The organism is Enterococcus sp. AZ095a (assembly GCF_050546735.1).
In the GTDB taxonomy this organism is placed as follows: Bacteria; Bacillota; Bacilli; order Lactobacillales; family Enterococcaceae; genus Enterococcus_D; species Enterococcus_D entomosocium.
The window spans coordinates 2,401,040-2,425,140 of sequence record NZ_CP172953.1 but is presented as its reverse complement, the minus strand read 5'-3'; the positions used below and the strand labels follow the sequence as shown (position 1 = coordinate 2,425,140).

The 24,101-nt window shown below is 43.3% G+C and carries 23 protein-coding genes and 1 pseudogene; 18 read left to right on the top strand and 6 right to left on the bottom strand.

Going from position 1 to position 24,101, the window contains the following annotated elements; all coding sequences use genetic code 11:
* Positions 1-8: 8 nt before the first annotated feature.
* The 3 genes from IGJ26_RS11195 to IGJ26_RS11185 are packed head-to-tail and all read left to right on the top strand — an operon-like array spanning position 9 to position 2,337.
* A complete protein-coding gene (locus IGJ26_RS11195) occupies positions 9-1,040 on the top strand; it encodes a YibE/F family protein (RefSeq protein ID WP_074535020.1) in 1,032 nt (343 codons plus the stop codon).
* On the top strand, positions 1,037-1,798 hold the full coding sequence (locus IGJ26_RS11190; protein WP_016621571.1) for a YibE/F family protein: 762 nt from the start codon (positions 1,037-1,039) through the stop codon (positions 1,796-1,798). Before IGJ26_RS11195 ends, IGJ26_RS11190 begins: the two co-directional genes overlap by 4 nt.
* Before the next feature lie 17 nt (positions 1,799-1,815).
* Positions 1,816-2,337: a GNAT family N-acetyltransferase gene (locus tag IGJ26_RS11185; protein WP_074535022.1), complete on the top strand. Its 522-nt coding sequence runs from the start codon at positions 1,816-1,818 to the stop codon at positions 2,335-2,337.
* A gap of 82 nt (positions 2,338-2,419) precedes the next feature.
* Here IGJ26_RS11185 and IGJ26_RS11180 read toward each other — a convergent pair whose 3' ends face one another.
* Positions 2,420-3,418: a LacI family DNA-binding transcriptional regulator gene (locus IGJ26_RS11180; RefSeq protein ID WP_016621569.1), complete on the bottom strand. Its 999-nt coding sequence runs from the start codon at positions 3,416-3,418 to the stop codon at positions 2,420-2,422.
* Between the two features lie 255 nt (positions 3,419-3,673).
* Between IGJ26_RS11180 and IGJ26_RS11175 the strand changes: the two genes are divergently transcribed.
* The 4 genes from IGJ26_RS11175 to IGJ26_RS11160 all read left to right on the top strand — a co-directional run bounded on the left by IGJ26_RS11175 (position 3,674) and on the right by IGJ26_RS11160 (position 9,243).
* Positions 3,674-4,945 carry an extracellular solute-binding protein gene (locus IGJ26_RS11175; protein WP_081343845.1) on the top strand — a complete coding sequence of 424 codons (1,272 nt, stop codon included), beginning with the start codon at positions 3,674-3,676 and terminating at the stop codon, positions 4,943-4,945.
* 139 nt (positions 4,946-5,084) lie between these two features.
* Positions 5,085-6,320, top strand: a complete 1,236-nt coding sequence (locus tag IGJ26_RS11170; protein ID WP_016613570.1) for a carbohydrate ABC transporter permease — start codon at positions 5,085-5,087, stop codon at positions 6,318-6,320.
* A 1-nt stretch (position 6,321) separates the two neighbouring features.
* Positions 6,322-7,176 (top strand): sugar ABC transporter permease, encoded by an 855-nt coding sequence (locus IGJ26_RS11165; protein ID WP_016621567.1) that lies wholly within the window; start codon positions 6,322-6,324, stop codon positions 7,174-7,176.
* Positions 7,177-7,185: 9 nt separating this feature from the next.
* On the top strand, positions 7,186-9,243 hold the full coding sequence (locus IGJ26_RS11160; protein ID WP_194199509.1) for a beta-galactosidase: 2,058 nt from the start codon (positions 7,186-7,188) through the stop codon (positions 9,241-9,243).
* Between the two features lie 91 nt (positions 9,244-9,334).
* Here the strand turns inward: IGJ26_RS11160 and IGJ26_RS11155 are convergent, their stop codons facing one another.
* Entirely contained in the window at positions 9,335-10,849 is a 1,515-nt protein-coding gene (locus IGJ26_RS11155) for a flavocytochrome c (protein ID WP_430599619.1), read from the bottom strand.
* A gap of 233 nt (positions 10,850-11,082) precedes the next feature.
* Positions 11,083-11,472, bottom strand: a complete 390-nt coding sequence (locus IGJ26_RS11150; protein WP_194199511.1) for a nuclear transport factor 2 family protein — start codon at positions 11,470-11,472, stop codon at positions 11,083-11,085.
* Between the two features lie 311 nt (positions 11,473-11,783).
* Here IGJ26_RS11150 and IGJ26_RS11145 point away from each other — a divergent pair, with 311 nt between their 5' ends.
* The 3 genes and pseudogenes from IGJ26_RS11145 to IGJ26_RS11135 all read left to right on the top strand — a co-directional run bounded on the left by IGJ26_RS11145 (position 11,784) and on the right by IGJ26_RS11135 (position 14,265).
* Positions 11,784-12,506, top strand: a complete 723-nt coding sequence (locus IGJ26_RS11145) for a metal ABC transporter ATP-binding protein (protein ID WP_008378931.1) — start codon at positions 11,784-11,786, stop codon at positions 12,504-12,506.
* A gap of 1 nt (position 12,507) precedes the next feature.
* Positions 12,508-13,260: pseudogene (locus IGJ26_RS11140) on the top strand (iron chelate uptake ABC transporter family permease subunit); the annotation flags it as partial.
* A 129-nt stretch (positions 13,261-13,389) separates the two neighbouring features.
* Entirely contained in the window at positions 13,390-14,265 is an 876-nt protein-coding gene (locus IGJ26_RS11135) for a metal ABC transporter solute-binding protein, Zn/Mn family (protein ID WP_429976815.1), read from the top strand.
* Between the two features lie 28 nt (positions 14,266-14,293).
* Here IGJ26_RS11135 and IGJ26_RS11130 read toward each other — a convergent pair whose 3' ends face one another.
* The 3 genes from IGJ26_RS11130 to IGJ26_RS11120 form a co-directional block, all read right to left on the bottom strand.
* Positions 14,294-14,467 carry a hypothetical protein gene (locus IGJ26_RS11130; protein ID WP_010747796.1) on the bottom strand — a complete coding sequence of 58 codons (174 nt, stop codon included), beginning with the start codon at positions 14,465-14,467 and terminating at the stop codon, positions 14,294-14,296.
* Positions 14,468-14,601: 134 nt separating this feature from the next.
* A complete protein-coding gene (locus IGJ26_RS11125; protein WP_005234806.1) occupies positions 14,602-15,462 on the bottom strand; it encodes a metallophosphoesterase in 861 nt (286 codons plus the stop codon).
* A gap of 173 nt (positions 15,463-15,635) precedes the next feature.
* Positions 15,636-16,352, bottom strand: coding sequence for a hypothetical protein (locus IGJ26_RS11120; RefSeq protein WP_005234809.1), 717 nt, complete (start codon positions 16,350-16,352; stop codon positions 15,636-15,638).
* 185 nt (positions 16,353-16,537) lie between these two features.
* On the opposite strand from IGJ26_RS11120, the gene IGJ26_RS11115 reads away from it, so the two are divergent.
* The 8 genes from IGJ26_RS11115 to IGJ26_RS11080 all read left to right on the top strand — a co-directional run bounded on the left by IGJ26_RS11115 (position 16,538) and on the right by IGJ26_RS11080 (position 24,037).
* On the top strand, positions 16,538-17,308 hold the full coding sequence (locus IGJ26_RS11115) for a TatD family hydrolase (protein ID WP_016613564.1): 771 nt from the start codon (positions 16,538-16,540) through the stop codon (positions 17,306-17,308).
* Positions 17,301-17,873, top strand: a complete 573-nt coding sequence (rnmV, locus tag IGJ26_RS11110) for a ribonuclease M5 (protein WP_005234813.1) — start codon at positions 17,301-17,303, stop codon at positions 17,871-17,873. The genes IGJ26_RS11115 and rnmV overlap by 8 nt, the downstream gene beginning before the upstream one ends.
* Positions 17,870-18,757, top strand: a complete 888-nt coding sequence (gene rsmA, locus IGJ26_RS11105) for a 16S rRNA (adenine(1518)-N(6)/adenine(1519)-N(6))-dimethyltransferase RsmA (protein ID WP_008378923.1) — start codon at positions 17,870-17,872, stop codon at positions 18,755-18,757. The genes rnmV and rsmA overlap by 4 nt, the downstream gene beginning before the upstream one ends.
* Positions 18,758-18,875: 118 nt before the next feature.
* Entirely contained in the window at positions 18,876-19,487 is a 612-nt protein-coding gene (locus IGJ26_RS11100) for a hypothetical protein (protein ID WP_005225537.1), read from the top strand.
* Between the two features lie 138 nt (positions 19,488-19,625).
* Complete coding sequence (locus IGJ26_RS11095) at positions 19,626-20,396, top strand: C39 family peptidase (RefSeq protein ID WP_016613561.1); 771 nt, start codon at positions 19,626-19,628, stop codon at positions 20,394-20,396.
* Positions 20,397-20,795: 399 nt separating this feature from the next.
* Complete coding sequence (locus tag IGJ26_RS11090) at positions 20,796-21,764, top strand: homoserine O-succinyltransferase (RefSeq protein ID WP_008378918.1); 969 nt, start codon at positions 20,796-20,798, stop codon at positions 21,762-21,764.
* Entirely contained in the window at positions 21,754-22,953 is a 1,200-nt protein-coding gene (locus tag IGJ26_RS11085) for a PatB family C-S lyase (protein WP_194199512.1), read from the top strand. Before IGJ26_RS11090 ends, IGJ26_RS11085 begins: the two co-directional genes overlap by 11 nt.
* Positions 22,943-24,037, top strand: a complete 1,095-nt coding sequence (locus IGJ26_RS11080; protein WP_086297017.1) for an aminotransferase class I/II-fold pyridoxal phosphate-dependent enzyme — start codon at positions 22,943-22,945, stop codon at positions 24,035-24,037. The genes IGJ26_RS11085 and IGJ26_RS11080 overlap by 11 nt, the downstream gene beginning before the upstream one ends.
* Positions 24,038-24,101: the final 64 nt, after the last annotated feature.

Here is a 24,101-nt window from a genome sequence, read left to right as displayed (position 1 = left end):
AGACGGTCTTGAAAAAGTATTATTATCTAGCGGCCTTTGTTAGCTTGCTGGTCTTGAGCTGGCTGATCCAAACCCAAAGCAGTCGCTTTTATACACAGCCGATCATAGAAGTACAAACGGTTCAAGTCACCGCCGACCAGCAGCAGATTCAAGGGATCCTTCGCAACGGAGAAGAAGCTGGGGCACTGCGGACAGTCACTACGCAATACACCCCCAACGGTGCGATTCATCCGTTGTATCAGAACGGACAACAGCTGCTTTTGCAAAAAGAAGGGGATGGCTGGCAGGTACAAGCACAAAAACGGGATGGGTATCTCTTTTTCTTCCTTGCCTTATTCCTGATGGCAGTAGTCGCAATTGGTGGCAAAAAGGGCTTACGGGCTTTGCTTAGTATCTTTGTGAATACTGGCTTGCTGCTCCTTTTTCTTTGGTTTCACAAAGGCAACAGCTCCTTTTCATTGGTCTTTTTGATGATCGTTTTTACGATCGTCTCGTTGGTTTTGACGATGGGGATTTCCTATGGCTTTCGTACGATCGACAGCCGCAAAATCATTGCCTCCTTAGCCAGCGTCCTCTTGGCGTTTTTTCTCTGTCGGTTCGCCATGGATCTTTTGCAAGATCATGGGTTGCGCTATGAAGAAATGTCGTTTCTGACCCGTCCGTATCGCAGTGTCTATCTAGGGAGTCTGCTGATTGGCGCGATTGGTGCCAGCATGGACAATATCGTCATGCTGATTGCCAGTTTAGATGAGATCCAACGCATCAATCCCCAGACGAGCCGCAAGGAACGATTAGCGATCGGTCGGTCCATCGCGCAAGATACGACTTCTTCGATGATCAATGTCTTGTTGTTTGCCTATTTAAGTGGGAGTATGCCAGCGCTATTGTTTTACCTAGCCAATGGCTGGCTGCTTTCGCAAGCATTGCCGATGCATCTTTCTTTAGAAATAGTGCGTACAGTATGCGGCGGCTTTGCGTTGGTTTTATCGGTACCGTTGACGCTTCTATGTTTTGAAGTGCATAGGAGGAAAGCAAAATGACTGTTTTGTTTGTGTTGATCTTGCTTTTTCTCTTGCTGACTTTCGCTGTTTTTCGGATCGAAGGGCTGTTTCAAGTCACTGGTCTGTTTATGAATGTGGCTGTCTTTCTAGCGCTTCTGGTCCTGATTGACCGAGGGGCACCGATCATACCAGCGGCTTGTGTTGCCTTTTTAGCCGTGGCGGCGATCACCTTGTTTTTCGTGAATGGCGTCAATCAGAAAACCAAAATTGCCTTTGTCTGTGTGTTGGTCTTTCTAGGGCTTTTTCTACTATTATTTCCTCTTGTGCTCTCTGCAATGAATCTTCATGGGTTTTCGGCAGAGGAACTCGATGAGTTGGCGATGTATTCCTTTGATGTAGCTATCGATTTTAAGACATTGATGACTGTGATCATTTTGATGAGTTTTTCGGGGGCGGTGGCAGATGGGAGTATGGCGATCAGCACTGCGACCTATGAACTTTTTCAAGCAAACCCGCAAGTCTCAATCAAGGCATTAAGTAAAAGTAGTATGACAGTGGTATCAGACGTATTGTCTTCGACGATCAATACCTTATTGTTTGCCTTTATGGGAAGTAATCTGGCGTTGATTGCGTGGTTTCAAGATTTGTCGATCTCCTTTGGTGAAATGATCAATTCAAAGGCGTTCGTCTCAGAATTGATCGTTTGTTTGATCACGGGGCTGGCAGCGGTGATTATTTTACCCATCACCGCATGGGCAGCAAGTTGGTATTTTTTGAAAAGAAACCGAATGGAATAGGAAGGAGCGCAACCACCATGGAACCACTAATTGAAACTAAGCGATTAGTGCTGCGAGAAATGAGTCATGACGATCGACCAGCGATTGAAAAGATTTTGCAAGATCCAGAAGTTATGATTGCCTATGAAGGACCCTTCAGTGAGCAAGAAGTCACTGGTTGGATCGACAAACAGCTGCAACACTATCAAAACGATCACATTGGCTTGTGGCTAGTGATTGAGAAAGCATCCGGGCAAGCGATCGGTCAATGCGGGTTGACATGGCAAGACGTCAAGGGAGAAGCCGTTTTAGAAATTGGGTACTTGTTTCAAAAGAACTTCTGGCATCATGGGTTTGCCACAGAAGCCGCCCAGGCCTGTAAAGACTATGCGTTTGCAACGCTGAATGCCGCCATTGTTTATTCGATCATTCGTGAGACCAATCAAGCCTCCATAAATGTGGCATTGCGCAATGGAATGAAGCTGGTGGATCGCTTTGTTAAACACTATCGACAAGTGGACATGCCGCATCTTGTGTATGCTGTGGCGAAAGAGATGTGAAAAACGAAAGAATGCTTTTTTCGATTTAGACAATGAAATGCCCCTAGGAAGTTAGCTTTTTCTAACTTTCTAGGGGCGTTTTTTAAGCTTGCGTAAAGCTTTTTCGCTCGATGAGTTCAGCCCCTAAAAGGACTGTTTTGGTGATCGCTCGAGGATGAACGATCTGATCCACCAGCAAATCGATCGCGGTTTTGGCGATTTCCTCCACATCGATGTTAAACGTTGTTAGTGGGGGAGCCACAAATTTTGCGATCTCATTGTCATTGATACTGATTAATTCCAAGCGATCAGGAATGATGATAGATCGTTCATTTAACGCTTGGAGCACACCAACTGCGACGGTGTCAGAAGCCACAAAGAGCGCCTCTGGCAAATTGTCACCAAGGGATTCCACCATTTTTTTCGCCAAACGATAGCCGGTTTCAACGGAAAAATTGCCACCACTAAATAAGAACGCCTCATCGAACGCATCTCGACGAGCCAGCGTTTGACGGAAGATGATCTCGCGACTATCCATTTCTGCACGTTGAGTATCAGGATTTAGATAAGCGCCACCAATAAAGCCGATCTTTCGGTATCCTTTTGTTAAAAACAGATCGATCGCCAGTTGCGTCATTCGATCAGTATCGGGTTTGACCGTATCGAACAGCTCTGGACAGGGGTTGATTTCCAAAAGGACACCATAGGGGCAAACGGATTTGAACTGCTGCGTTTCTTTCTCAGTGAAAGAGCCAATCCCAATAAACCCCGCGACCTCTTGCAATGTTTCTAAAACATCATCTTCATGGGTGATCAGTTGAATTTCCAAATTGTTGATTTTCGCATATTTTTCTAAAGAGATTCGCAATTGTCGAAAATAGACATCTTGAAGCTCTTCTTGTTCTGTCAGCCAGAAAAGGACGGCGATTTTTTCTAGTGTTGTTTTTATTTTTGAGCGATCATAACCTAGTGATAAAGCGGTATGAATAATTTTTTGACGCGTATCGGCTGCGATCGACAACGATTCGTCGCCTTTCAATAATCGGGAAACAGTCGCTTGTGAAAAACCTGATTGCTCGGCAATTTTTTTTATTGTAACCAATCTTCTTCACCTCTTTCTTCTAGTATACGCTAACAACTTTACCAAGTAAATGAATTTACTAAATATATTTACTGAATAGTGGAAGTTTGTAACATAGAGGTATTTCGAAAAAAATATTTGTGTGATAAACCTTGATTTTATCCGTTTATTTACTCCATTGAAGAAATTAATTTAGTAAAACTATTTACATATTAAGTAAAATAATTTATTATAAACGAGAAGATAGCGTTTGCAAAATAAAGAAAAGGTGGAGAAATGATGATGAAAAAAATGTCTCGAGTTCTTTTTTTAAGTGTAGCAGCTTTAGGATTAGGTGCTTGCGGTCCACAAAGCGAAGGGACAGATAGTACTGCAGCAAATAGTGGCAGCGGTAAGGACTATGATCTATTGGTCTGGGAAGACCAAGCAAAATCAACTGGGATTGAAGAGGCAGTCAAACAATTTGAAGAAGAACACGATGTGACGATCAAAGTGGTCGAAAAAGCCTATGGTGGACAGATCGAAGATTTACGATTGGATGGCCCCGCTGGTACAGGTGCGGATGTCATCACGATTCCTGGCGATCAAATCGGTACAGCCGTTACCGAAGGGTTGTTGAAAGAATTAACAGTCGATCAAACGCTACAAGATCTGTATACAGAATCAGCAATGCAATCGCAAATCGTTGACGGCAAAGTTTACGGCTTACCAAAAGCGGTTGAAACACAAATTTTGTATTATAACAAAGAACTAATTTCCGAAGAAGACTTGCCACAGACAACGGATGAGTGGCTGGAGTATTCCAAGTCTGTCTTAGGTGCTGACAGTTATGGGTTACTGGCATTATGGGATCAAATTTATTACGCACAAGGTGTATTGAGCGGTTATGGCGGTTATGTTTTTGGCGAGAATGCCGATGGATCCTATGACCCTGAAGATATTGGATTAGCTAATGAAGGTGCGATCGAAGGAGCGGACTATATCCAACAGTTTTATGATGCAGGTGTTTTTCCATCCGGATTGGTCGGTGAACAAGGAATCAATGTGTTGGACTCTTTATTTACGGAAGGAAAAGCTGCAGCTGTCGTCTCGGGACCATGGAACTTGTCTCCTTATAAAGAAGCGGGCATCGACTATGGTGTGAAAGAATTGCCATTATTAGGGAATGGTGAACATATGGGCTCCTTTATCGGTGTCAAAAGCTACAACGTAAGTAGCTATTCCCAAAACCCTGAATTAGCTGAAGCGTTCGTGAAATTTATCAGCAATGAGGAGAATTCAAAAGTCCGTTATGAAAAAACACAAGAAGTACCAGCGGTTGCTTCTTTGGCAGATGATCCATCAGTTCAAGAAAGTGAAAGTGCTGCAGCCATCGCCGCTCAGTCCCAACACGCAGAACTAACACCAGGGATCACTGAAATGAATTCAGTATGGGAACCAATGGATGCCGCATTGCAAACCATTGCTACTGGAAAGGCTGAACCGAAAACAGCTCTACCACAGGCAGTCGATCAGATCAAATCAGCCATTGCAGCAATTCAAAACTAAAAAGTCGTTACGAGGACAAACGTTTCGGATGGTGATTCAGCACTAGGAATCAAGTAATGCCGAACGAAACGTTTGTCAGCGGCTTTTTCTTACAGGGGGCGAAAATGTGAAAAACACGCAGTCGTATGCAAAACGAGCAATGCTATTCTCGATAATACCAGGATTCGGTCAATTTTATAATCGGCAAAAAATCAAAGGCGCTTTATTTTTCTTCTTTTTTGCTATGTATCTTGTCGTCTTTAAAGATTTATTTAATATGGGACTTTGGGGCATCGTGACATTAGGCGTGGAAGTGCCGAGAGACAATTCCATCTTTTTATTAGCAGAAGGATTAGTTGCCTTGATCGTCATCGGTTTTGGTCTGTTGTTCTATTATTTAAACATCCGTGATGCCTATAAAAACGGCGAATTAAGAGACAATGAGCTACCAGTCAACTCTATCCGTGAAAGCTACCAGGCACTATTAAGAGAAGGCTATCCTTATTTAATGAGTAGCCCAGCATTTTTCTTACTCGTGTTTTCTGTTATTTTTCCGATTCTCTTTAGTATCGCGTTAGCTTTTACGAACTATGATCTGTATCATTCTGCACCTGCCAATTTAGCAGATTGGGTGGGATTAGAGACCTTTAAGAAGATTTTTACTGTCGATATTTGGCGTAGTACCTTCTTCAATGTTCTAGGCTGGACAGTTATCTGGACCTTGATCGCCTCAACGTTACAAGTTTCTATCGGAATATTTTTAGCGGTGCTGGTGCATCAAAAAGAACTACGATTCAAAAAGTTCTTTCGAACGATTTTGATCCTCCCATGGGCAGTTCCGGGATTTGTTACGATCTTGGTATTTTCAGGAATGTTCAATGATTCCTTTGGTGCGATCAATAATACGATTTTGAATTTCTTCCAGATTTCACCGATTCCTTGGCTAACGAGTGCGAATTGGACCCGTTTAGCTTTGTTACTGATTCAAGGCTGGCTAGGCTTTCCGTATATTTTTATCGTGACTACAGGGACGCTGCAATCCATTCCTGATGATTTGTATGAGGCGGCGACCATCGATGGTGCTTCAGCTATGCAAAAATTCCGACGAATCACATTGCCATTACTGCTTTATGCAATGGCACCAATTTTGATTACGCAATATACGTTTAACTTCAACAATTTCAATATCATTTATCTGTTTAATTCTGGTGGGCCGGCAGTTCCTGGTTCGACCGCTGGTGGTACCGATATTTTGGTTTCATGGATCTATAAGCTCACGATGCAAAATAGTCAATATGCACTAGCAGCAGCATTGACGATTCTCTTATCGATCGTCGTAATCGCGATTGCTTTATGGCAATTCCGTCGAACAAATTCATTCAAGGAGGTTGGATAACATGAAGGCAGCAAGTATGAAAAAACAAAAATTTGTCCGCCTATCCTTGACATATCTCGTACTGATTTTTACGGTAGTGGTGATCGTCTACCCTTTACTATGGACGATCGGTGCTAGTTTTAATCCTGGGAACAGTTTAATAAGTACGAGTCTGATTCCGACGAGTCCGACATTAAGTCACTACACGAAATTGTTTGCTGGCGACAACTCGCTATATTATAGTCAATGGTATTTGAATTCATTGAAAATCAGTGTATGCACTATGTTCCTGTCACTGATCTTTGTCTCCATGACGGCTTATTCCTTTTCACGGTTTCGTTTTACAGGCCGTAAAAATGGATTGATGCTGTTCTTACTACTACAAATGATCCCGCAGTTCTCTGCCTTGATCGCAATTTTTGTACTGGCGCAAATGCTCGGCTTGATCAATAGTCATTGGTTGCTGATCTTGATTTACGTTGGGGGTCAGATTCCCATGAACACGTACTTATTGAAAGGATATTTTGACTCGATCCCGTTAGATTTAGACGAGAGTGCCAAGATAGATGGCGCAAGCAATACGCGAATATTCTGGCAAATTTTGATTCCATTATCTCGACCAATGCTGGCAGTGGTTGCCATGAATGGTTTCACCGGACCACTGGGAGACTTTGCCCTGTCTTCAGTGATTTTACGTAATCCTGAGTACTATACATTACCCATCGGGTTATACAAATTAGTCACGGATAAAATGGGTGCCAGCTATACGACTTTTGCGGCAGGGGCCATTTTGATCAGTATTCCGATCGCGCTCGTCTTTATTGCATTACAAAAACATTTTGTCTCCGGTTTGACCGCTGGCGGCACAAAAGGATAGGAAGAGAAGATGACAAGATATAACTTAGAAGAACGCTTTTTACATGGTGGGGATTATAATCCTGACCAGTGGCTAAATTATCCCGAGATCTTAGCCAAAGATTTAGAACTAATGGAAAAAGCTCATGCTAATACATTTTCCCTTGGTATTTTTGCTTGGAGTGCCTTAGAGCCAGCAGAAGGGGTGTTTCAATTTGAATGGTTAGACAAAATCATGGATGAGCTTGCCGAACGAAACAGTAACGTCATTTTAGCGACGCCAAGCGGCGCGCGTCCTGCCTGGTTGTCTAAAGCATACCCTGAAGTTCTCCGGACCAATGAAAAACGGGAAAAAATGTTACACGGTGGGCGACACAATCACTGCTTTTCTTCGCCAATCTATCGTGAGAAAGTGGCGATCATCAATCGGAAATTAGCTGAACGCTACCACGATCACCCAGCACTATTGATGTGGCATATTTCCAATGAGTATTCTGGAGATTGTCATTGTCCTATTTGCCAAGAAAACTTTCGTCAGTGGGTCAAGCAGAAGTACCAAACGCTAGCAGCCTTGAATGAGGCCTGGTGGGGACCGTTCTGGAGCCATACCATCACCGATTGGTCGCAAATCGAATCTCCTTCACCGATCGGCGAAATGCAAGTTCATGGACTAAATCTAGACTGGCATCGTTTTGTAACCGATCAGACTATTGATTTCTATGAACATGAGATCAAAGACATTCGTCGTTTGTCTCCAGATGTGCCGATCACAACGAATTTCATGGCAGATACCCGTGATTTGATTCCCTTTTATAGTCTTGATTATGGAAAATTTGCCCAGCATGTGGATGTCATTAGTTGGGACTGTTATCCTGCTTGGCATAATGATTGGGGAACGACAGCTGATTTGGCAAGTAAGGTTGGGTTTATCAATGATCAATATCGTAGCTTGAAAAAGCAACCATTTTTGATCATGGAATCAACCCCTAGTGGTGTGAATTGGCATCCAGTCAATCGCACGAAACGTCCCGGGATGCATCTTTTGTCTTCTATGCAATTTATTGCTCACGGTTCAGACAGTAATCTTTATTTCCAATGGCGGAAATCTCGAGGCTCGTCTGAGAAGTTCCATGGGGCCGTCGTGGACCATGACAACGACGAGCAAAATCGTGTTTTTCAAGATGTAGCAGAAGTGGGGAAAGCCTTAGAAGAAATCAAAGAAATCAAAGGATTGCACAAAAAAGCCAAAGTGGCGATCATCTATGATTGGGATAACAATTGGGCGCTCAATGATGCGCAAGGTTTTGGTTTGGAGAGCAAACGCTACCCACAAACGTTGCAAGAGCATTATCGCTATTTTTGGGATCATGACATCGCGGTTGATGTCATCACGAATGACCATGACTTTGATGCTTACCAATTGATCATCGCTCCGATGCTTTACCTCTTACCAAAAGAAACTATGAAAAAATTTCAACAGTATACGAAAAATGGCGGGACACTGGTTTCCACTTATTTGACGGGGATCGTGAATGAAACGGACTTGACCTATTTAGGGGGCTGGCCCCAAGAGTTAGAAGAACTGTTTGGTGTGTCTGTGAAAGAAATCGATACGTTATATCCGAAACAAAAAAATCTGCTTTTAATGAAGGAGCAGCAGTACCAAATTCATGATTATTGTAGTATTGTCCAAACAAACACCGCCCAAACGTTAGGGGTGTACGGTGCAGATTTTTATCAAGGTCAAGCTGCAGTGACCGTAAATGATTATGGTGAAGGAAGTGCCTACTATCTCGGGGGACGGACGGATCAAGCCTTTTTGGAAGACTTCTATCAAGAAGTAACACAACAGCTTCGCTTACAAAATGAGTGGGTCCGCCAAGGTTCAACGAACGTGTCGATTCAAAGTAGAGAAAGTCAGCAAGAGCAGCTCGCTCCGACTACCTATTATTTTGTGATGAATTTTTCCGAAGAAAATCAAGAAGTAGAGGTAGCAACTTCAGGAATCGACTTGCTTACAGGAAAAACGACAAACCAACTTCTTCAGTTGGCGCCTTATGAGGTGCAGATCATCAAAGTGACAGCATAAGATCAATAAAACTATTGTGTCAATTATATGAGAAAAAAGAAGTACTAACGCTGATGAAAAGCGTAAGTACTTCTTTTTTATAGAGAGTGTTTTAATTTTCTTGCGCAAATTCGGCAGCTTTTGTTCCTGCTTGGCGTCCGAAGATGATGATATCGGCAACGGCATTACCGCCAATTCGGTTTTCACCATGCAACCCACCAGTTACTTCACCGGCTGCAAAAAGACCTGGAATGATCTCGTTATCCGTAGCGATCACTTCTGTGTTGGTGTTGATCTTCACGCCGCCCATCGTGTGGTGGATACCAGGAGCGATGGCAATGGCATAGTAAGGTCCTGTTGACAAATCGTTGTCCATTGCTGTGCTGCGTCCAAAGGCTTCGTCTTCACCAGCAGCTACACTGCTGTTCCAGGTAGCGATCGTTTCAGCAAGCGCTGCTTCTGGCATGTCCAATTCTTTTGCCAATTCTTCAATCGTGTCAGCGGATTTGACTAACCCTTGTTGCTCGTAAAAATCAATGGCTGTTACGCGTTCTTTGACACCTGCATCAAAAACTAACGTTGCCGATTTTTCAGGTAGGGCAATAATCGCTTCAGAGACTTTGTCTCGTGTTTCCATTTCATTGAAGAACCGTTCGCCTTCTTGATTGACCAAGATCGCGCCTTCTCCACGGACAGCTTCAGTGATCAACAGTGATTTAGACTGATCCACTGTTGGGTGGATTTGGATTTGCTCTAAATCAACCGTTTGTCCGCCTAACGCTTCGATCATTTTGATTCCATCACCAGTCGAACCCTCTTGGTTCGTTGTCACGTAGTCTGCCAATTCTGGTTTGTACTCGGTGATCATGTCGAAATTGGCACCGAAACCGCCTGTTGTAACGACAACTGCTTTGGCATCAATGGTTTGTTCGTTTCCTTCTACTTCAACGGTCACCCCGTTGACTTGACCATCTTCTTCATTGATTTCTTTGACATCGGCATTTACAAAAATTGGGATTTCCAATTCATGGATGTTGCGCATCAAGCCATCAACTAAGTATTCCCCAACCGCGGAACCATCAGATGGACGGTGCGTTCTTTTTTCACTCATCCCGCCAGTCGTTGTTAAGTTGTCTAAAGTGATACCCATGGAATCTAACCAACCGATCGCTTCTGCTGAATGATCCACAAAGTAGCGCAACAATTCTTCATCATTGGTGTTGTGACCGCCAGCTAATGTTTCTTCATAGAATAGATCGTTTGAATCTTCAATGCCTTCTGCTTCTTGGAATTTGGTTTCTGAAGCGTTCATTCCTGCAGAAGATTTCAATGTATTCCCACCAGAAATTGGCATTTTTTCTAAAATAACTGGGTTTGCGCCAGCTTCCTTTGCTTGGATCGCAGCGGCCATTCCAGCGCCACCCGCACCGACAATCACGACATCGTAGCTGTCTGCAAGTTCGCTAGGGTCTGTGTATTCTTGACCAGATGCAGCTGAAGTTGCATCTGTTTCTTCATTAGCAGATGAACCAGTACTTGTGCTGCTGCTTGTTTGTGAATCAGCGCCACAAGCACTCAAAGTTGCTAACGAGGTTAGGACTAATAGTGTTTGGAAAATTTTCTTCATTGTTTTTATTCCTCCTAAAACTTTTTCCAAATCAAAGACTAACATAGTTGTCATGTTATTTTTAGGTTTTGTTCGAAAAATCACATAATAATTAGAAAAGTTTAATTTATAAAGCGTTTTAGTCGGAAAAATAGTATTTATTGGTCAATCAACGGTAAAAATATTTAGTGAATTTAGATAAATGGAATAACGTTTGGCTGTTTTATTTGTTTGCTTATACGCATGATGATCTTTCAATGGCCAGATTTGTTTTTGTTTGTTTCATGCTTAAGAAGATCGATTCGCCATTGTGGTGGAGAGGAAATATCCGCCCAATATTCTTCTAAACGAATAATTTTTCCAGCCTTTATAGTAAAAAAGGAGGTAACGTAATAAGCAGTCTCCTGTGACCAGATTTTCGAAACAGCGATCAGTTGATCGTTTTGCCACGTACCTTTTATTATTTGTCCAGACCAGTCTCCGGGATAGCGACAGTTTGCTGATAAATACTCAGTTAACGTCATTATTTCACTGGTACAAGGCCATATGATTTTGGCCTCTGGCTGAAAAAAGGTTTTTAAGTGCGCTTCATCTTGAGTAATTACACTGTAAATAAATCGTTTTAGAAAATGGTTTTTCGACATCTTTCTTTCCTCCATCTTTTTTCTTTTATTGTATCAATTGGAAAAAGAAAAAAAAGACAAAAATCTAATGTTTGAACTACAATCGATTGAAAATAGTTGTTTTTCAGAGGGATAGAATGTTCCACTATTTACGCATCAAAGACGGATAAATACTTGGTTCCTAACAAACATTGTCCCAAAATTACTGTATGCATTAAAAAAATCAAGAGAACTGTCTTGCAAAACCAATCCTTTCTTGTATAATAAAAATAAGTTAGGTCTACCTAAAAAATAAATAAACTATCCTTAACTATGGAAATGGAGTGAAAATAATGATTACTTTTTCAGAAATATCCGCAGCCTATGATGGCGATCATCAAGTGATCTCGGATTTGTCGTTTCAAGTAGAGAAACCGGCGATCGTAGGGATCATCGGACCAAATGGGGCAGGGAAGTCGACGCTGATCAAAGCGGCGTTGAAGTTGATCCCTTCCAGTGGGAACATGAGTGTCAACAAAAAAACGTTAAAAGATTTTCAAAAGGAAATTGCCTATGTCGAACAAAAGACTGCGGTTGACTACACGTTTCCGATCACAGTCAAAGAAGTCGTATCTTTAGGCTTGTATCCTAAGATGCGCATGTTCCAAAGAATGTCGGCCAACGATTGGCAGAAAGTGACAGCCGCTCTGGCAGCGGTAGAAATGGAATCCTTTGCGGAGCGTCAGATTGGGGAATTGTCCGGTGGGCAGTTTCAGCGGGTCTTGATTGCTCGAACGTTGGTGCAAGATGCTAACTATATCTTCCTCGATGAGCCCTTTGTAGGGATCGATGCCACCAGTGAAGCGATCATCGTCGGGCTGTTACGTAACTTGCGAGATGCTGGCAAGACGATTTTTATCGTTCACCATGATCTGGGGAAAATCACCGAATACTTTGATTACTTGGTTCTGCTCAATCAAACCCTGATCGCTGCGGGCCCAGTGAGTGAAGTCTTTACCGAAAGCAATTTGAAGCAAACATTTGGCGATGCGATCATCGTGAAAGGAGGCGTTTAACATGTTGACAAGCTTTTTTACCAGTTTAAGTAACTATCATTTCTTGCAAAATGCCTTGATCACGGCAGTCGCGATCGGAATCGTCGCAGGGGTGATCGGTTGTTTTATTATCTTACGAGGGATGTCCTTGATGGGGGATGCAATCTCTCATGCGGTCTTACCAGGGGTAGCCTTGTCTTATATCTTCGGCGTTCATTTTTTTGTCGGGGCGATCTTCTTTGGGATCTTGGCTTCCATGATTATTACCTATATCGCCAATAACAGCCTGATCAAAAGTGATACGGCGATCGGTATCACCTTTAGTTCGTTTCTAGCTTTAGGGGTTATCTTGATTGGGGTAGCAAACAGTTCGACTGATTTGTTTCACATTTTGTTTGGGAATGTGCTAGCGGTACAAGATAGCGACAAATGGCTGACGATCGCTATCGCTATCCTTGTGCTGGCAGTGATCATCCTTTTCTTCCGTCCACTGTTGATCACGTCTTTTGATCCGATGATGGCAAAGGCTTTTGGGATGAAAGTGCAAGCCTATCACTACTTATTGATGTTCTTATTAACTTTGGTTTCAGTGACAGCGATGCAAAGCGTCGGAACGATCTTGATCGTGGCTTTATTAGTCACTCCAGCAGCAACGGCTTATTTATATACAAAACAATTGAAGCATATGATGATCATCGCAGGGGTTTTAGGTGGTCTCGCCTCATTTATCGGCTTGTTTATCGGGTACAGCTTTAATATTGCCGCAGGATCAAGTATCGTTTTGACCGCAGGAGCCTTTTTCGTGATCGGTTTCTTGTTCTCACCAAAACAAAAGACCAGTCCAGTCAAGCGCTGGTCAGCGACAGCGGTTTTAGCAACGGCAGCTGTAGCCGGTGGCTTCTTTTTGGCACAGCAAAACGGACAGATGGACCAAACAGAAGGGAAACTTTCAGTAGTAGCGACCAATTCGATCATTGCTGATATTACGGAAAACATTGCCGGTGATCGAATCGATCTTCACAGTATCGTACCGGTGGGGCGTGATCCCCATGAGTATGAACCTTTAGTGGAAGATGTTCGAAAAGCGACCGATGCCGATCTTATCCTTTACAACGGCTTGAATCTAGAAACTGGCGGCAATGGCTGGTTTACCAAATTGATGAACAATGCCAATAAGGTAGAAAATGAAGATTACTTTGCCGTCAGTGATGGCGTGGATGTGCTTTATCTTTCTGATGACGAAGACCACAGCAAAGCCGATCCTCATGCCTGGTTGAATCTAGAAAACGGCATGATCTATGCCCGCAACATTGCTCAACGCTTGAGCGAAAAGGACCCTGACAATCGCTCTTTCTATGAAGAAAACCTTGAACGCTACTTGGCTTCATTAGAAGAACTGGATCAGCAAGCGAAGGAAAACTTCCAATCGATTCCCGAAGAGAAGAAATTGATCGTCACCAGTGAGGGAGCCTTCAAATACTTCTCCAAAGCCTACGGTGTACCGTCTGCCTATATCTGGGAAATCAATACCGAAGAAGAAGGAACCCCTGCGCAAATCAAGAACTTAGTGGATCAGCTGCAAAACTCAGCCGTCGCTTCCTTGTTTGTCGAAAGCAGCGTCAATACTCGTCCGATGCAAAGTGTTTCTCGTGATGCAGGTATTCCGATATTCGGAACCGTCTTTACCGATTCGATTGCAGAACCGGGAGAAGAAGGCGACAGCTACTATAACATGATGAAGTGGAATCTCGATACGATTTATCAGGGCTTGAATCAATAATGCAAAAAACATCCTTAGCTCGTTCTGGCTAAGGATGTTTTTTCGTCGTATTTTTGTGCTGGAGAAAAGCAAAGAGATAAAATCCGCAGCCCATCAAAGCAGCAAGAAAAGCGATGACAGGAAAGTACAACCCCTGACCGTATACATAGGCTGTATAAGCGAAGAAGGCGATCAAAAACCAAAGCGTTCCCGAGATGAGCATTTTTTGGTTCCTCCTAATTGTTTAAAAGTATTTATTTGGTATATTTTAACACGATAGGGGCAAAAAGAAAATCAGCGAATCGAACGTTTGCTGAAACGATTTGCTGATTTTTTCCCAATTACAACGATGAACAGTTAAGAAACGTTCAATTGCTGTTGCGGTTCTAAATGGTAATAAAGGATCTCTGGCGGGACGCCGAGTCGGGCGGGAATCTTGGTCATACCGACCCCACTGGAAACACTCAATAAGGTCTCATTTCCTAAAAGGTAGAGCCCATCGGTATATTTCAACGCGCCCTTTGTTTTCGCATAATAAAAAGGCAAGCGAATCTGCCCGCCATGGCTATGGCCAGAAAGAATCAAGTCGTAGTTTGGCAGATTGGTGATCCGAGAAACATAATCGGGTTCATGGAGCAAAAGCAGCTGCCATTCTGCTAAGGTTGCTTCATAGGTAAAACTGACTTTCGGACTTTCTATATCGATACCGACAATATTCATCGACGTCTTGTCATCAGAACCAAAAACCGACTCATTATCAAGTAAGGTAAACCCTGCATGCTGGTATATTTCCTTAACAAAGTAATGACCGTCATTCAAATGGTCATGGTTACCCATAACTGCGATCTTACCCAGAGGCGCTTGCAATTTTTTCAGCTTTTCGATCAGTCGCTTGGTTGAACGATGCGGCCATTTTTTATAATTATCGATCAGATCCCCCGTGATGATGATCAGATCCGGCTTGTTTTGGATCGTTGATCGAATGATGCGATTCATTCGTCTTGGTTTAAACCAACGAGAAAAATGGAGATCACTGATATGGGCAATCACGATATTGCTTTCTGCTTGGTAAAGGTCATAAGCTTTTGAAATATCTAAGACGGTGCGCTTGTCTTTTTTTATGAGATAATGCCGTTGTTTGAGAAGATGCGGTTCAATAATAAAGGAGTAAACTAGCAAGCCCGTAAGGAGGAATGCAATAAGAATGAGGGTGTACATGGCGTGGCTCCTTTTTTGATTTGCTAGTTTCTAGCATAGTAGATTCTTACAAAAAAAGCAATCATACGGAAGCAAAAATAACAAAAAATATCCATCGTATTTCGCTTGATTTTTCCATTAAAAAAGATACAAAAGAAGCTGCAACAGCCTATCTTTTGTATCCTAGATCGCAATTATTTGATTTTCACCAATCGTTTGAAGCGTGCCTTGTGTTTGACAGGGATCAAAGCCATGACACAATCATAAGGGACAGAGATGATCGCCCATGCGAGACTTTTACTTGAAGCAAAGGGATAGTTTTGCTGTAAGACAAAATGGCCACTGATCAAGGCAAAACCGATACTACCGACCCACAGCCATTGCGGGTCCCAATTCGTGAAGTGCTGGAGGGCTGTGATGACAAACGGATAGCCGTAAAAGTACAATGCAGTCAAAACGAAAGTGACATTTTTGGTTAATTGACGCAAGGTCAGTAAGAAAAACAAGCCAGAAAGAACGATACCCAATGGAGGAAACAGACTAACTAAGAAGGAATAAACGATGCCCCATAAGATCATGCCTGGGCCTTTGACGAGAGCAGCTATGACAAAGACAAAAAGTAGGAATAAGAGCTGTTGCGAAAAACTTGCTGCCGTCAAAAGTCCGAAGAAACCAACCAATAACCAGTGAGAAAAAGTCGCTGTTTGATTCTTTTGTGGCGTCTGCTGCTGCAGTTTTAGCCATGTAGCAAAATTGGGGAAATCTTGCTGGAAATTTCGCTGAAAATCGCTATTGAATGCTTGATGGGCATTTTGCTGCCGATAGTAGTGATATTGATTTTTTAACGTGCCTTTCGTTGCTGCTTTTTGGCCAGAAAAAAAGCGGCCGGGATCAATTTTTGATCGTTCCATATTTCCACCTCCATACGATTTCGTTACCCTCAGTATAGAGAAAATCAGCTTCGGCGTCCTCCAACTTTGGGCGGATTTTTTTTGCTTGCTGAAAGTTTTCTTAAACTGCTGAAAAAAGCGGAGAGGATTCGTTTCTTAAACCGTCAAAATATGCTAGAGTATAGAAGGACTAAGGAGGAGATTTCATGATTTTTGATTCTCATACACATTTGAATGCAGAACAGTTTAACGAAGACATTCCCGAAACCGTCGCCCGTGCGCATGAACTAGGAGTAACGGAGATGGCGGTCGTCGGTTTCGATCAGCCAACGATTGAAAAATCGTTAGCATTAAGCAAAGAATATCCTGGCATTTACAGCATTATCGGTTGGCATCCCACCGAAGCTGGTTCTTATACCCCACACGTAGAAACCTATTTGCAAGAGCGCTTGGAACGACCAAAAGTCGTTGCCCTAGGTGAAATCGGTTTAGACTACCATTGGATGGAAGATCCGAAAGAAGTTCAAGAAAAGGTCTTTCGTCGGCAAATGGCAATCGCTCGTGAACATCAGCTGCCCATCAGTATTCATACCCGTGAAGCCTTAGAAGATACCTATGCGATCTTAAAGGATGAAAAAGTCCAAACAATCGGTGGTATTATGCACAGCTTTAGTGGAGACGGAGAATGGGCGAAAAAGTTCTTGGATCTAGGAATGTACATTTCCTTTAGTGGTGTCGTGACCTTCAAAAAGGCCACGGAGGTACAAGAAGCTGCACTAGTCGTACCACAAGATCGGCTACTCGTTGAGACTGACGCGCCGTATTTAGCCCCTGTTCCTTATCGCGGCAAACGCAATGAACCCGGCTATACCCATTATGTGGTGGATAAAATCGCGGAGCTGCGGCAAGAAGCGGTCGCTGATGTTGCGGCCTACACGACAAAAAATGCCCACCGCTTGTTTAGGATCAATGACTGATAAACCGAAAATCGAAGAAATCATTGTCGTCGAAGGCAAAGACGACACCCGTCGATTGCAAGAAGTGTTCGAAGTAGATACGATCGAAACGATCGGTTCAGCGATCGATGATACGATCCTTGATCAAATCGAGCATGCCCAAGAGACACGAGGGGTCATCGTGTTTACCGATCCCGATTTTTCGGGAGAAAAGATCCGCAAAATCATTATGGAAGTGGTTCCGGATGCCAAGCATGCCTTTTTACCGCGCAGTCAGGCAGCACCGAAAAGCAAAGGCAGTTTGGGCGTGGAACACGCCAGCCATGAAGCATTGAAAGAAGCCTTGCGAAAAGTCGTAACCCCGATTGCTTCAAATGAAGTCAGTGAAGGAACCATTGATCGCCAACAGTTATTAGCGTATGGCTTGATCGCAGGCGCTGGAGCAAAAGAGAAACGAGAGCGGCTAGGAGATCTTTTACGCATCGGCTATACGAACGGCAAACAATTAGAGAAGCGGCTGGCAATGTTTCGTATCACCGATGCAGAGTTGGCAGAAGCTATGAAAACAGTGGAGGAAGAATTGTGAAGGAAGAACGGGATATAGCAACCCCCTCAAGAACCAAAGAGATTTTAGCGAAACATGGCTTTACCTTTAAAAAAAGTTTAGGACAAAACTTCTTAACAGAACCGAATATTTTACGGAAAATCGTAGAAACAGCAGGCATCGACGAAACGACAAACGTCATTGAGGTTGGACCTGGAATCGGTGCGCTGACCGAACAGTTGGCAAAACATGCCAAGCAAGTGTTGGCGTTTGAAATTGATGATCGGTTGATCCCTGTATTAGCTGATACGATGCAGCCTTACGCAAACGTAAAGATCATTCATCAAGATGTCTTGCAAGCAGACCTATCAACGACCATTCGGTCAGAATTCAGCGATACGGCTGCTTCATTAAAAGTTGTCGCAAATCTGCCTTATTATATTACTACGCCTATCATGATGCACTTTTTAGAGTCTCAGGTACCAGTAGATGAAATGGTCGTGATGATGCAAAAAGAAGTGGCTGATCGAATCTCAGCAGTTCCCGGGACCAAAGCCTATGGCTCGTTGTCGATCGCTGTGCAATACTACATGGAAGCAAAACTGGCATTCATCGTCCCGAAAACCGTTTTTGTACCCCAACCGAATGTTGATTCGGCTATTTTGAAATTGACGCGCCGTCCACAACCAGCGGTCGCAGTCACCGATGAAAAAGAGTTCTTTAAATTAACGAAAGCAGCCTTTCAGTTGCGTCGTAAAACCCTTTGGAACAATTTGCAAAATAGCTATGGAAAAGATGAAGAAACCAAACAGTGGTTGGCAGACAGTTTAGAAGCAAGTGGGATCGATCCGAAACGTCGTGGAGAAACGCTGTCGTTAGCGGAATTTGCCAAATTAAGCAATGAAATGCAAGCGCGCAAAGGATAACTTCTATAAAAACGGATGTTGAATAAACATTCGTTTTTTTGTGTCTTGACACCTTGTGGAAATACCAGTAGAATAAGCAAGACAGAACTGTCATGACACATTTAAGGAGAGAGTATAAATGAAAAATCATTCCATCCGCCATTTAACGATCGCTGCATTGTTAATAGGCATGGGGATCGTCATTCCCATGGTAATGCCCAAAATCGTCATCGGACCTGCATCTTTTACCTTGGCTAGCCATGTTCCCGTATTTGTGGCGATGTTCTTTTCACCAGCGATGGCGATCGCTGTAGCTTTAGGAACGACCTTTGGCTTTTTCTTAACACTACCACCAATCATTGCATTACGGGCATTGTCCCATGTTGTTTTTGCAGTCATCGGTGCCTTTTATTTACAGAAGCACCCAGATATTTTACTGAAAAATGGCAAACCCTCTTTATTGAATATCAAATTTCAGAGCTTTAACTTGATTATCGGATTGATTCATTCTGCCGTTGAAATGGCAGTCGTTGCCGCCTTTTACTTCACAGGAAATGTACCAGGGACAGCATTCGATGGCAATTTCTACTATTTCTTGTTCGTTTTGATGGGGATCGGTGGCTTGATCCATAGCTTGATCGATTTCAATTTGGCTTATTTTGTTGCAGGTGCCTTAAGCAAACAATTTGATATTCGTTCGTTTTCAAAAGCAAAAGGACGCTTTATTCAGAAACAGAAGAAAGCGGCATAAGCGCCAGTTTGAATAGACCCGCTGCGTAAACGGGTCTATTTTTTTGTGTTTAGATTAAGAAAATACTCCCTCTTAAAACGTTTATTATAGTGAAATAATAAACAGAAATAAGTTATAATATAAAAGAGGAGGAAGTAGATGAAGAAGAAAAAGTTAAAACGGTTACTTTTAGGTATGTTCGTCTTGATGCTCTTCTTTCTGCTGATTTTTTATGACAGTAAGAATGGGCAGTCCCCCTTTGAAAAGATAGAGGATGAATTGACACTAGCACTTTCGGATGAAGAACAAACACCAGAGCCTGAATACAGTGACGTTATTCAATTGGACGTTCCGTTAGAAAATCAATTCGATGAAGTTACGTTAGGAAATGGTTGTGAAGTAACGGCTTTATCGATGCTCTTGAATTTTTACGGATTTGATACCAATAAAAATCAATTGGCAGAAGAATTAGTGTATGTCCCACTTTATGAGGATTATAATCACCATGGAGATCCGCGAGAAGGCTTTGTTGGAAACATCTATGGCGGCGATAGCGCGATGGGTGTTGACGTAGAACCGATCACTGATGTCGCCGAAAGTATTGTAAAAGAGCAATATGAAGTCGTTAGTGGACGAGACAAAAGTTTTGATGAGATCGTCAAAGTCCTGCAATCTGGGAAACCAGTTTGGATGATCGCGACGTTAGAATTACAAGTACCTACCGATGCTGATTTCTTTCAATGGAATACCCAAAATGGCGAAATCCTTGTGACTGCATTGATCCATTCGGTAGTGATCACTGGCATCGATGGTGATACGATGTATGTCAACGACCCTTATGGGCATAAGGATCGCGAAGTCAGCAAAGAAGACTTAGCAGCGATCTATGAAAAAATGGGTCAGCAATACTTATATTTAGAAGAAATCTAAGAAAAAGTCTCAACTTGCCGTTGACAGTAAATGAAAAAACAATTATAATTTTTTAAAATTAAACAAAGAATTCGATAACGTTGAAGAGAAGAGTAGCAGATCAACAAAGGTACAGAGACTCCGGTTGGTGAAAAAGGAGACATGCGGTGATCAGTGAAGATGAGCTCTGAGTTTTTTTGTTGGTTCACGCCAGCAAAACGGCATGCGCCCGTTACAGCGCCAAGTATCATAGTGTACTGTTGAGGTGTTATTTGTGAGAATAGCACGAATTAGGGTGGTAACGCGCATCAAGTCGTCCCTTTTATCCATAAGGATAAAAGGGCGGCTTTTTTTGTTTTTCACAGCCGAAACTGTTCGCTTTCTCTTCGACAAGAAATTTATCTGTAAGGGGTTGAAGCAATGCCAATCATTATTCCCAAAGAATTACCCGCTGCAGCGGTCCTGCAAAAAGAAAATGTCTTTGCCTTACTGCAGCATAAAGCGGCGAAGCAAGAGATCCGTCCCTTGAAAATCGCGATCGTCAATTTGATGCCGAAAAAGATCGCTACAGAAAATCAGTTGTTGCGTTTACTTTCCCAAAGTCCACTGCAAATTGAGGTGACTTTACTAAAAATGAAATACCACGAAAGCAAAAACACCTCTGTCGATCACATGGAAAAGTTTTATCAAGAATTTTCAGTGATCCAGCCGCAACGATTCGATGGCTTGATCATCACCGGAGCCCCAGTTGAAAAAATGGCATTCGAAGCCATTGACTATTGGCAAGAACTACAAGAAATCATGGATTGGAGTCAGACGAATTGCACTTCAGTCCTACATATTTGCTGGGGGGCACAAGCGGGGCTTTATTACCATTACGGTATCGACAAAGTGTTGTACCAAAGCAAATTGTTCGGTGTCTTCGAACAAACAGTCACGCATTTTCATCCACTGGTTCGGGGCTTTGACGACGTCTTTTATACACCGCATTCGCGCTATACTGGCATCGATGATGTCCAGCTGGCCCAAGCGCCTTTAGAAATATTGGCAGCGGGCGTTGAAACAGGGCCTTCCATCTTCGTATCAGAAGATCATAAAAATGCCTTCTTGCTAGGACATTTTGAATACCACACAACGACCCTGAATGAAGAGTACTTGCGAGACATGGAACGGGGCTTAGATACCGCGTTGCCCAAAAATTACTTTGCTTATGACCGCTTAGGGGGAAAAATCACCAATCGTTGGCGGGGACATGCCTCTTTGTTTTTCAGCAATTGGATCAATGAAACCTATTTGCGAACGCCGTATGACCTGTCCGTCACGCCGACGAAAGAAGGCTACCGAATTGGCAGTGAGCCAGAAGGTCGGGTGAGTATCAATGACGATTGAGCATTTTCTCTCCCACTATGCCAGGCAGCGAAAAGGCACCAATTCTTTAAAATGGGATCTTGTGGATCAACGGTTCCAAGGAGAAAAGCTTTTGCCTTTATGGGTAGCTGATATGGATTTTGCGGCGCCAAAGGCAGTGGAAGAAGCCTTGCAGCAACTGGTTGCTCAAGGAACCTTTGGCTATGCGATTCCCCCCTCAGGCTATTTTTTAGCCTATCAAGCTTGGCAAGATCGCCACTGGGGGACGAAATTCGAAGAAAAATGGCTCTCGTTTTCCACAGGGGTCGTCCAATCTTTGGTTGATTTGCTTCATTGTTTCACAGAACGAGACGATGGCATCTTGATCCAGCCGCCCGTCTATTATCCCTTTTTTGACAGCATCAAAGAGACGAAAAGGCGCTTAATAGAAGCACCCTTGCAAAAGGTGGGGAATTCTTATCAAATCGATTTTGCTACTTTTGAAGGCAAAATCATTGAAGAAAAAGTGAAACTATTTATTCTCTGCTCCCCCCACAATCCAGTAGGGCGGGTCTGGCAAGAGAAAGAACTGCATCAGTTATTGGCCATTTGCCAAAAACATGAGGTTGTCGTGATCGCCGACGAGATCCATCGTGAACTGATACTCGGTGAGCAGCAATTTGTTTCAGCCGTGACAGTGGCACAGGGGTTCGGCTTTGAGAAGCTGATCGTTCTGGATTCGCCCTCAAAAACCTTCAACTTAGCAGGATTGTTACTCTCTCATGTTTGGATTCCTGATTTAGAGATGCGCAGAGCCTATCAGGCTTGGTGCCGACAATACAAGCAGACGGAAGTCAATCGTTTGGGATTGGTGGCTGCGAAAGCCGCGTATGAATCGGGGGATCAATGGCTAGATGACCTGCTTTTGGTGATTGCTGCCAATGAACAAATGGTCCGCCAGCAACTGCAAGAAGCATTTCCCAAAATTGAGCTCCTGCCATTAGAAGGAACCTATCTTCTCTGGGTCGATCTGCGGCAAGTCATCGCCAAAGAACGAACCAAGCACGTGATCCAAGATACTGCCGGTCTGGCAGTCGACTATGGGGAATGGTTTTCACAAGACGGTCAGGGCATGATTCGTCTGAATCTTGCGACAACACCAACGATCATTCAAAAAGCCCTTGATCGTTTGATTGAGGCAATCAAAAAGGAGGAACGACATGACCATTGATACAGCAACTTTTCTCGCCCAATTAGGCAATCATTCGGATCAGCAAACCGGGGCGATCAGCCCGCCAATTTATCTTTCCACGACCTTTGCACATCCTGAATTGGGGCAAAGTACCGGCTATGATTATACTAGGACCAAAAATCCGACCCGGGATATTTTAGAAGCAGGCCTTGCCGAATTAGAAAAAGGGGCTCGGGCAGTAGTGACCAGCTCTGGCATGAGTGCGATCGCTTTGATTTTTGATTTATTTGCCAGCGGCAGCCGCTTTTTGGTTTCTCGTGACTTGTACGGCGGTAGCTTTCGCTATTTTGCGGAACTGGAAAATAGCAAGCGAGCCTTTTTCGATACCTTCAGTACTTTAGCCGAATTAAGTGAAAAATTAACTGACGAGGTAACGGCTGTCTTCTTAGAGACCCCGACGAATCCTTTGATGACCGTGACGGATATTGCTGAAACCGCCAAGCTTGCTCACGAGCAGGGGGCGCTATTGATCGTAGATAATACCTTTTTGACGCCCTTACGGCAGTTGCCCTTAGAAGATGGCGCGGATCTAGTGATCCATTCAGGTACCAAGTTCTTATCTGGTCACAATGATATTTTGGCAGGCGTCGTCATCGCAAAAGATGCGCAGCTGGGGGAGCGTTTGAACTATTTAGCCAATACTTCTGGCCCTACCTTGAGCAGCTTTGATACGTGGTTATTTATTCGTAGTTTAAAGACGCTGCCATTGCGCTTTGAACGGCAGGAAGCCAACGCCAAGGAAGTCGGCCGCTTTTTACGAGCCCATCCGGCGATCAAAGAGGTGCTTTATCCGAACGCCGGCGCGATGATCAGTATTCGGGTGCTTGATGAAACCAAAATCAGCGGCTTTTTAGCAGCATTACAGGTCTTTACCTTTGCGGAAAGCCTAGGTGGTGTGGAAAGTCTCATCACGTATCCAACGACACAGACCCACGCGGATATTCCTCAAGAGGTACGAGAATCTTATGGGTTGACGCCGGATCTTTTACGGATCTCCATTGGGATCGAAAGTAGTAAAGATTTGATCGATGACTTAGAAAATGCACTGAAGATATTCAAATAACCCGACCACAGATCAGCTAGTTAAAAACTTACTTTTGTAGAGTAATTTTATTGACAGTTTTAGT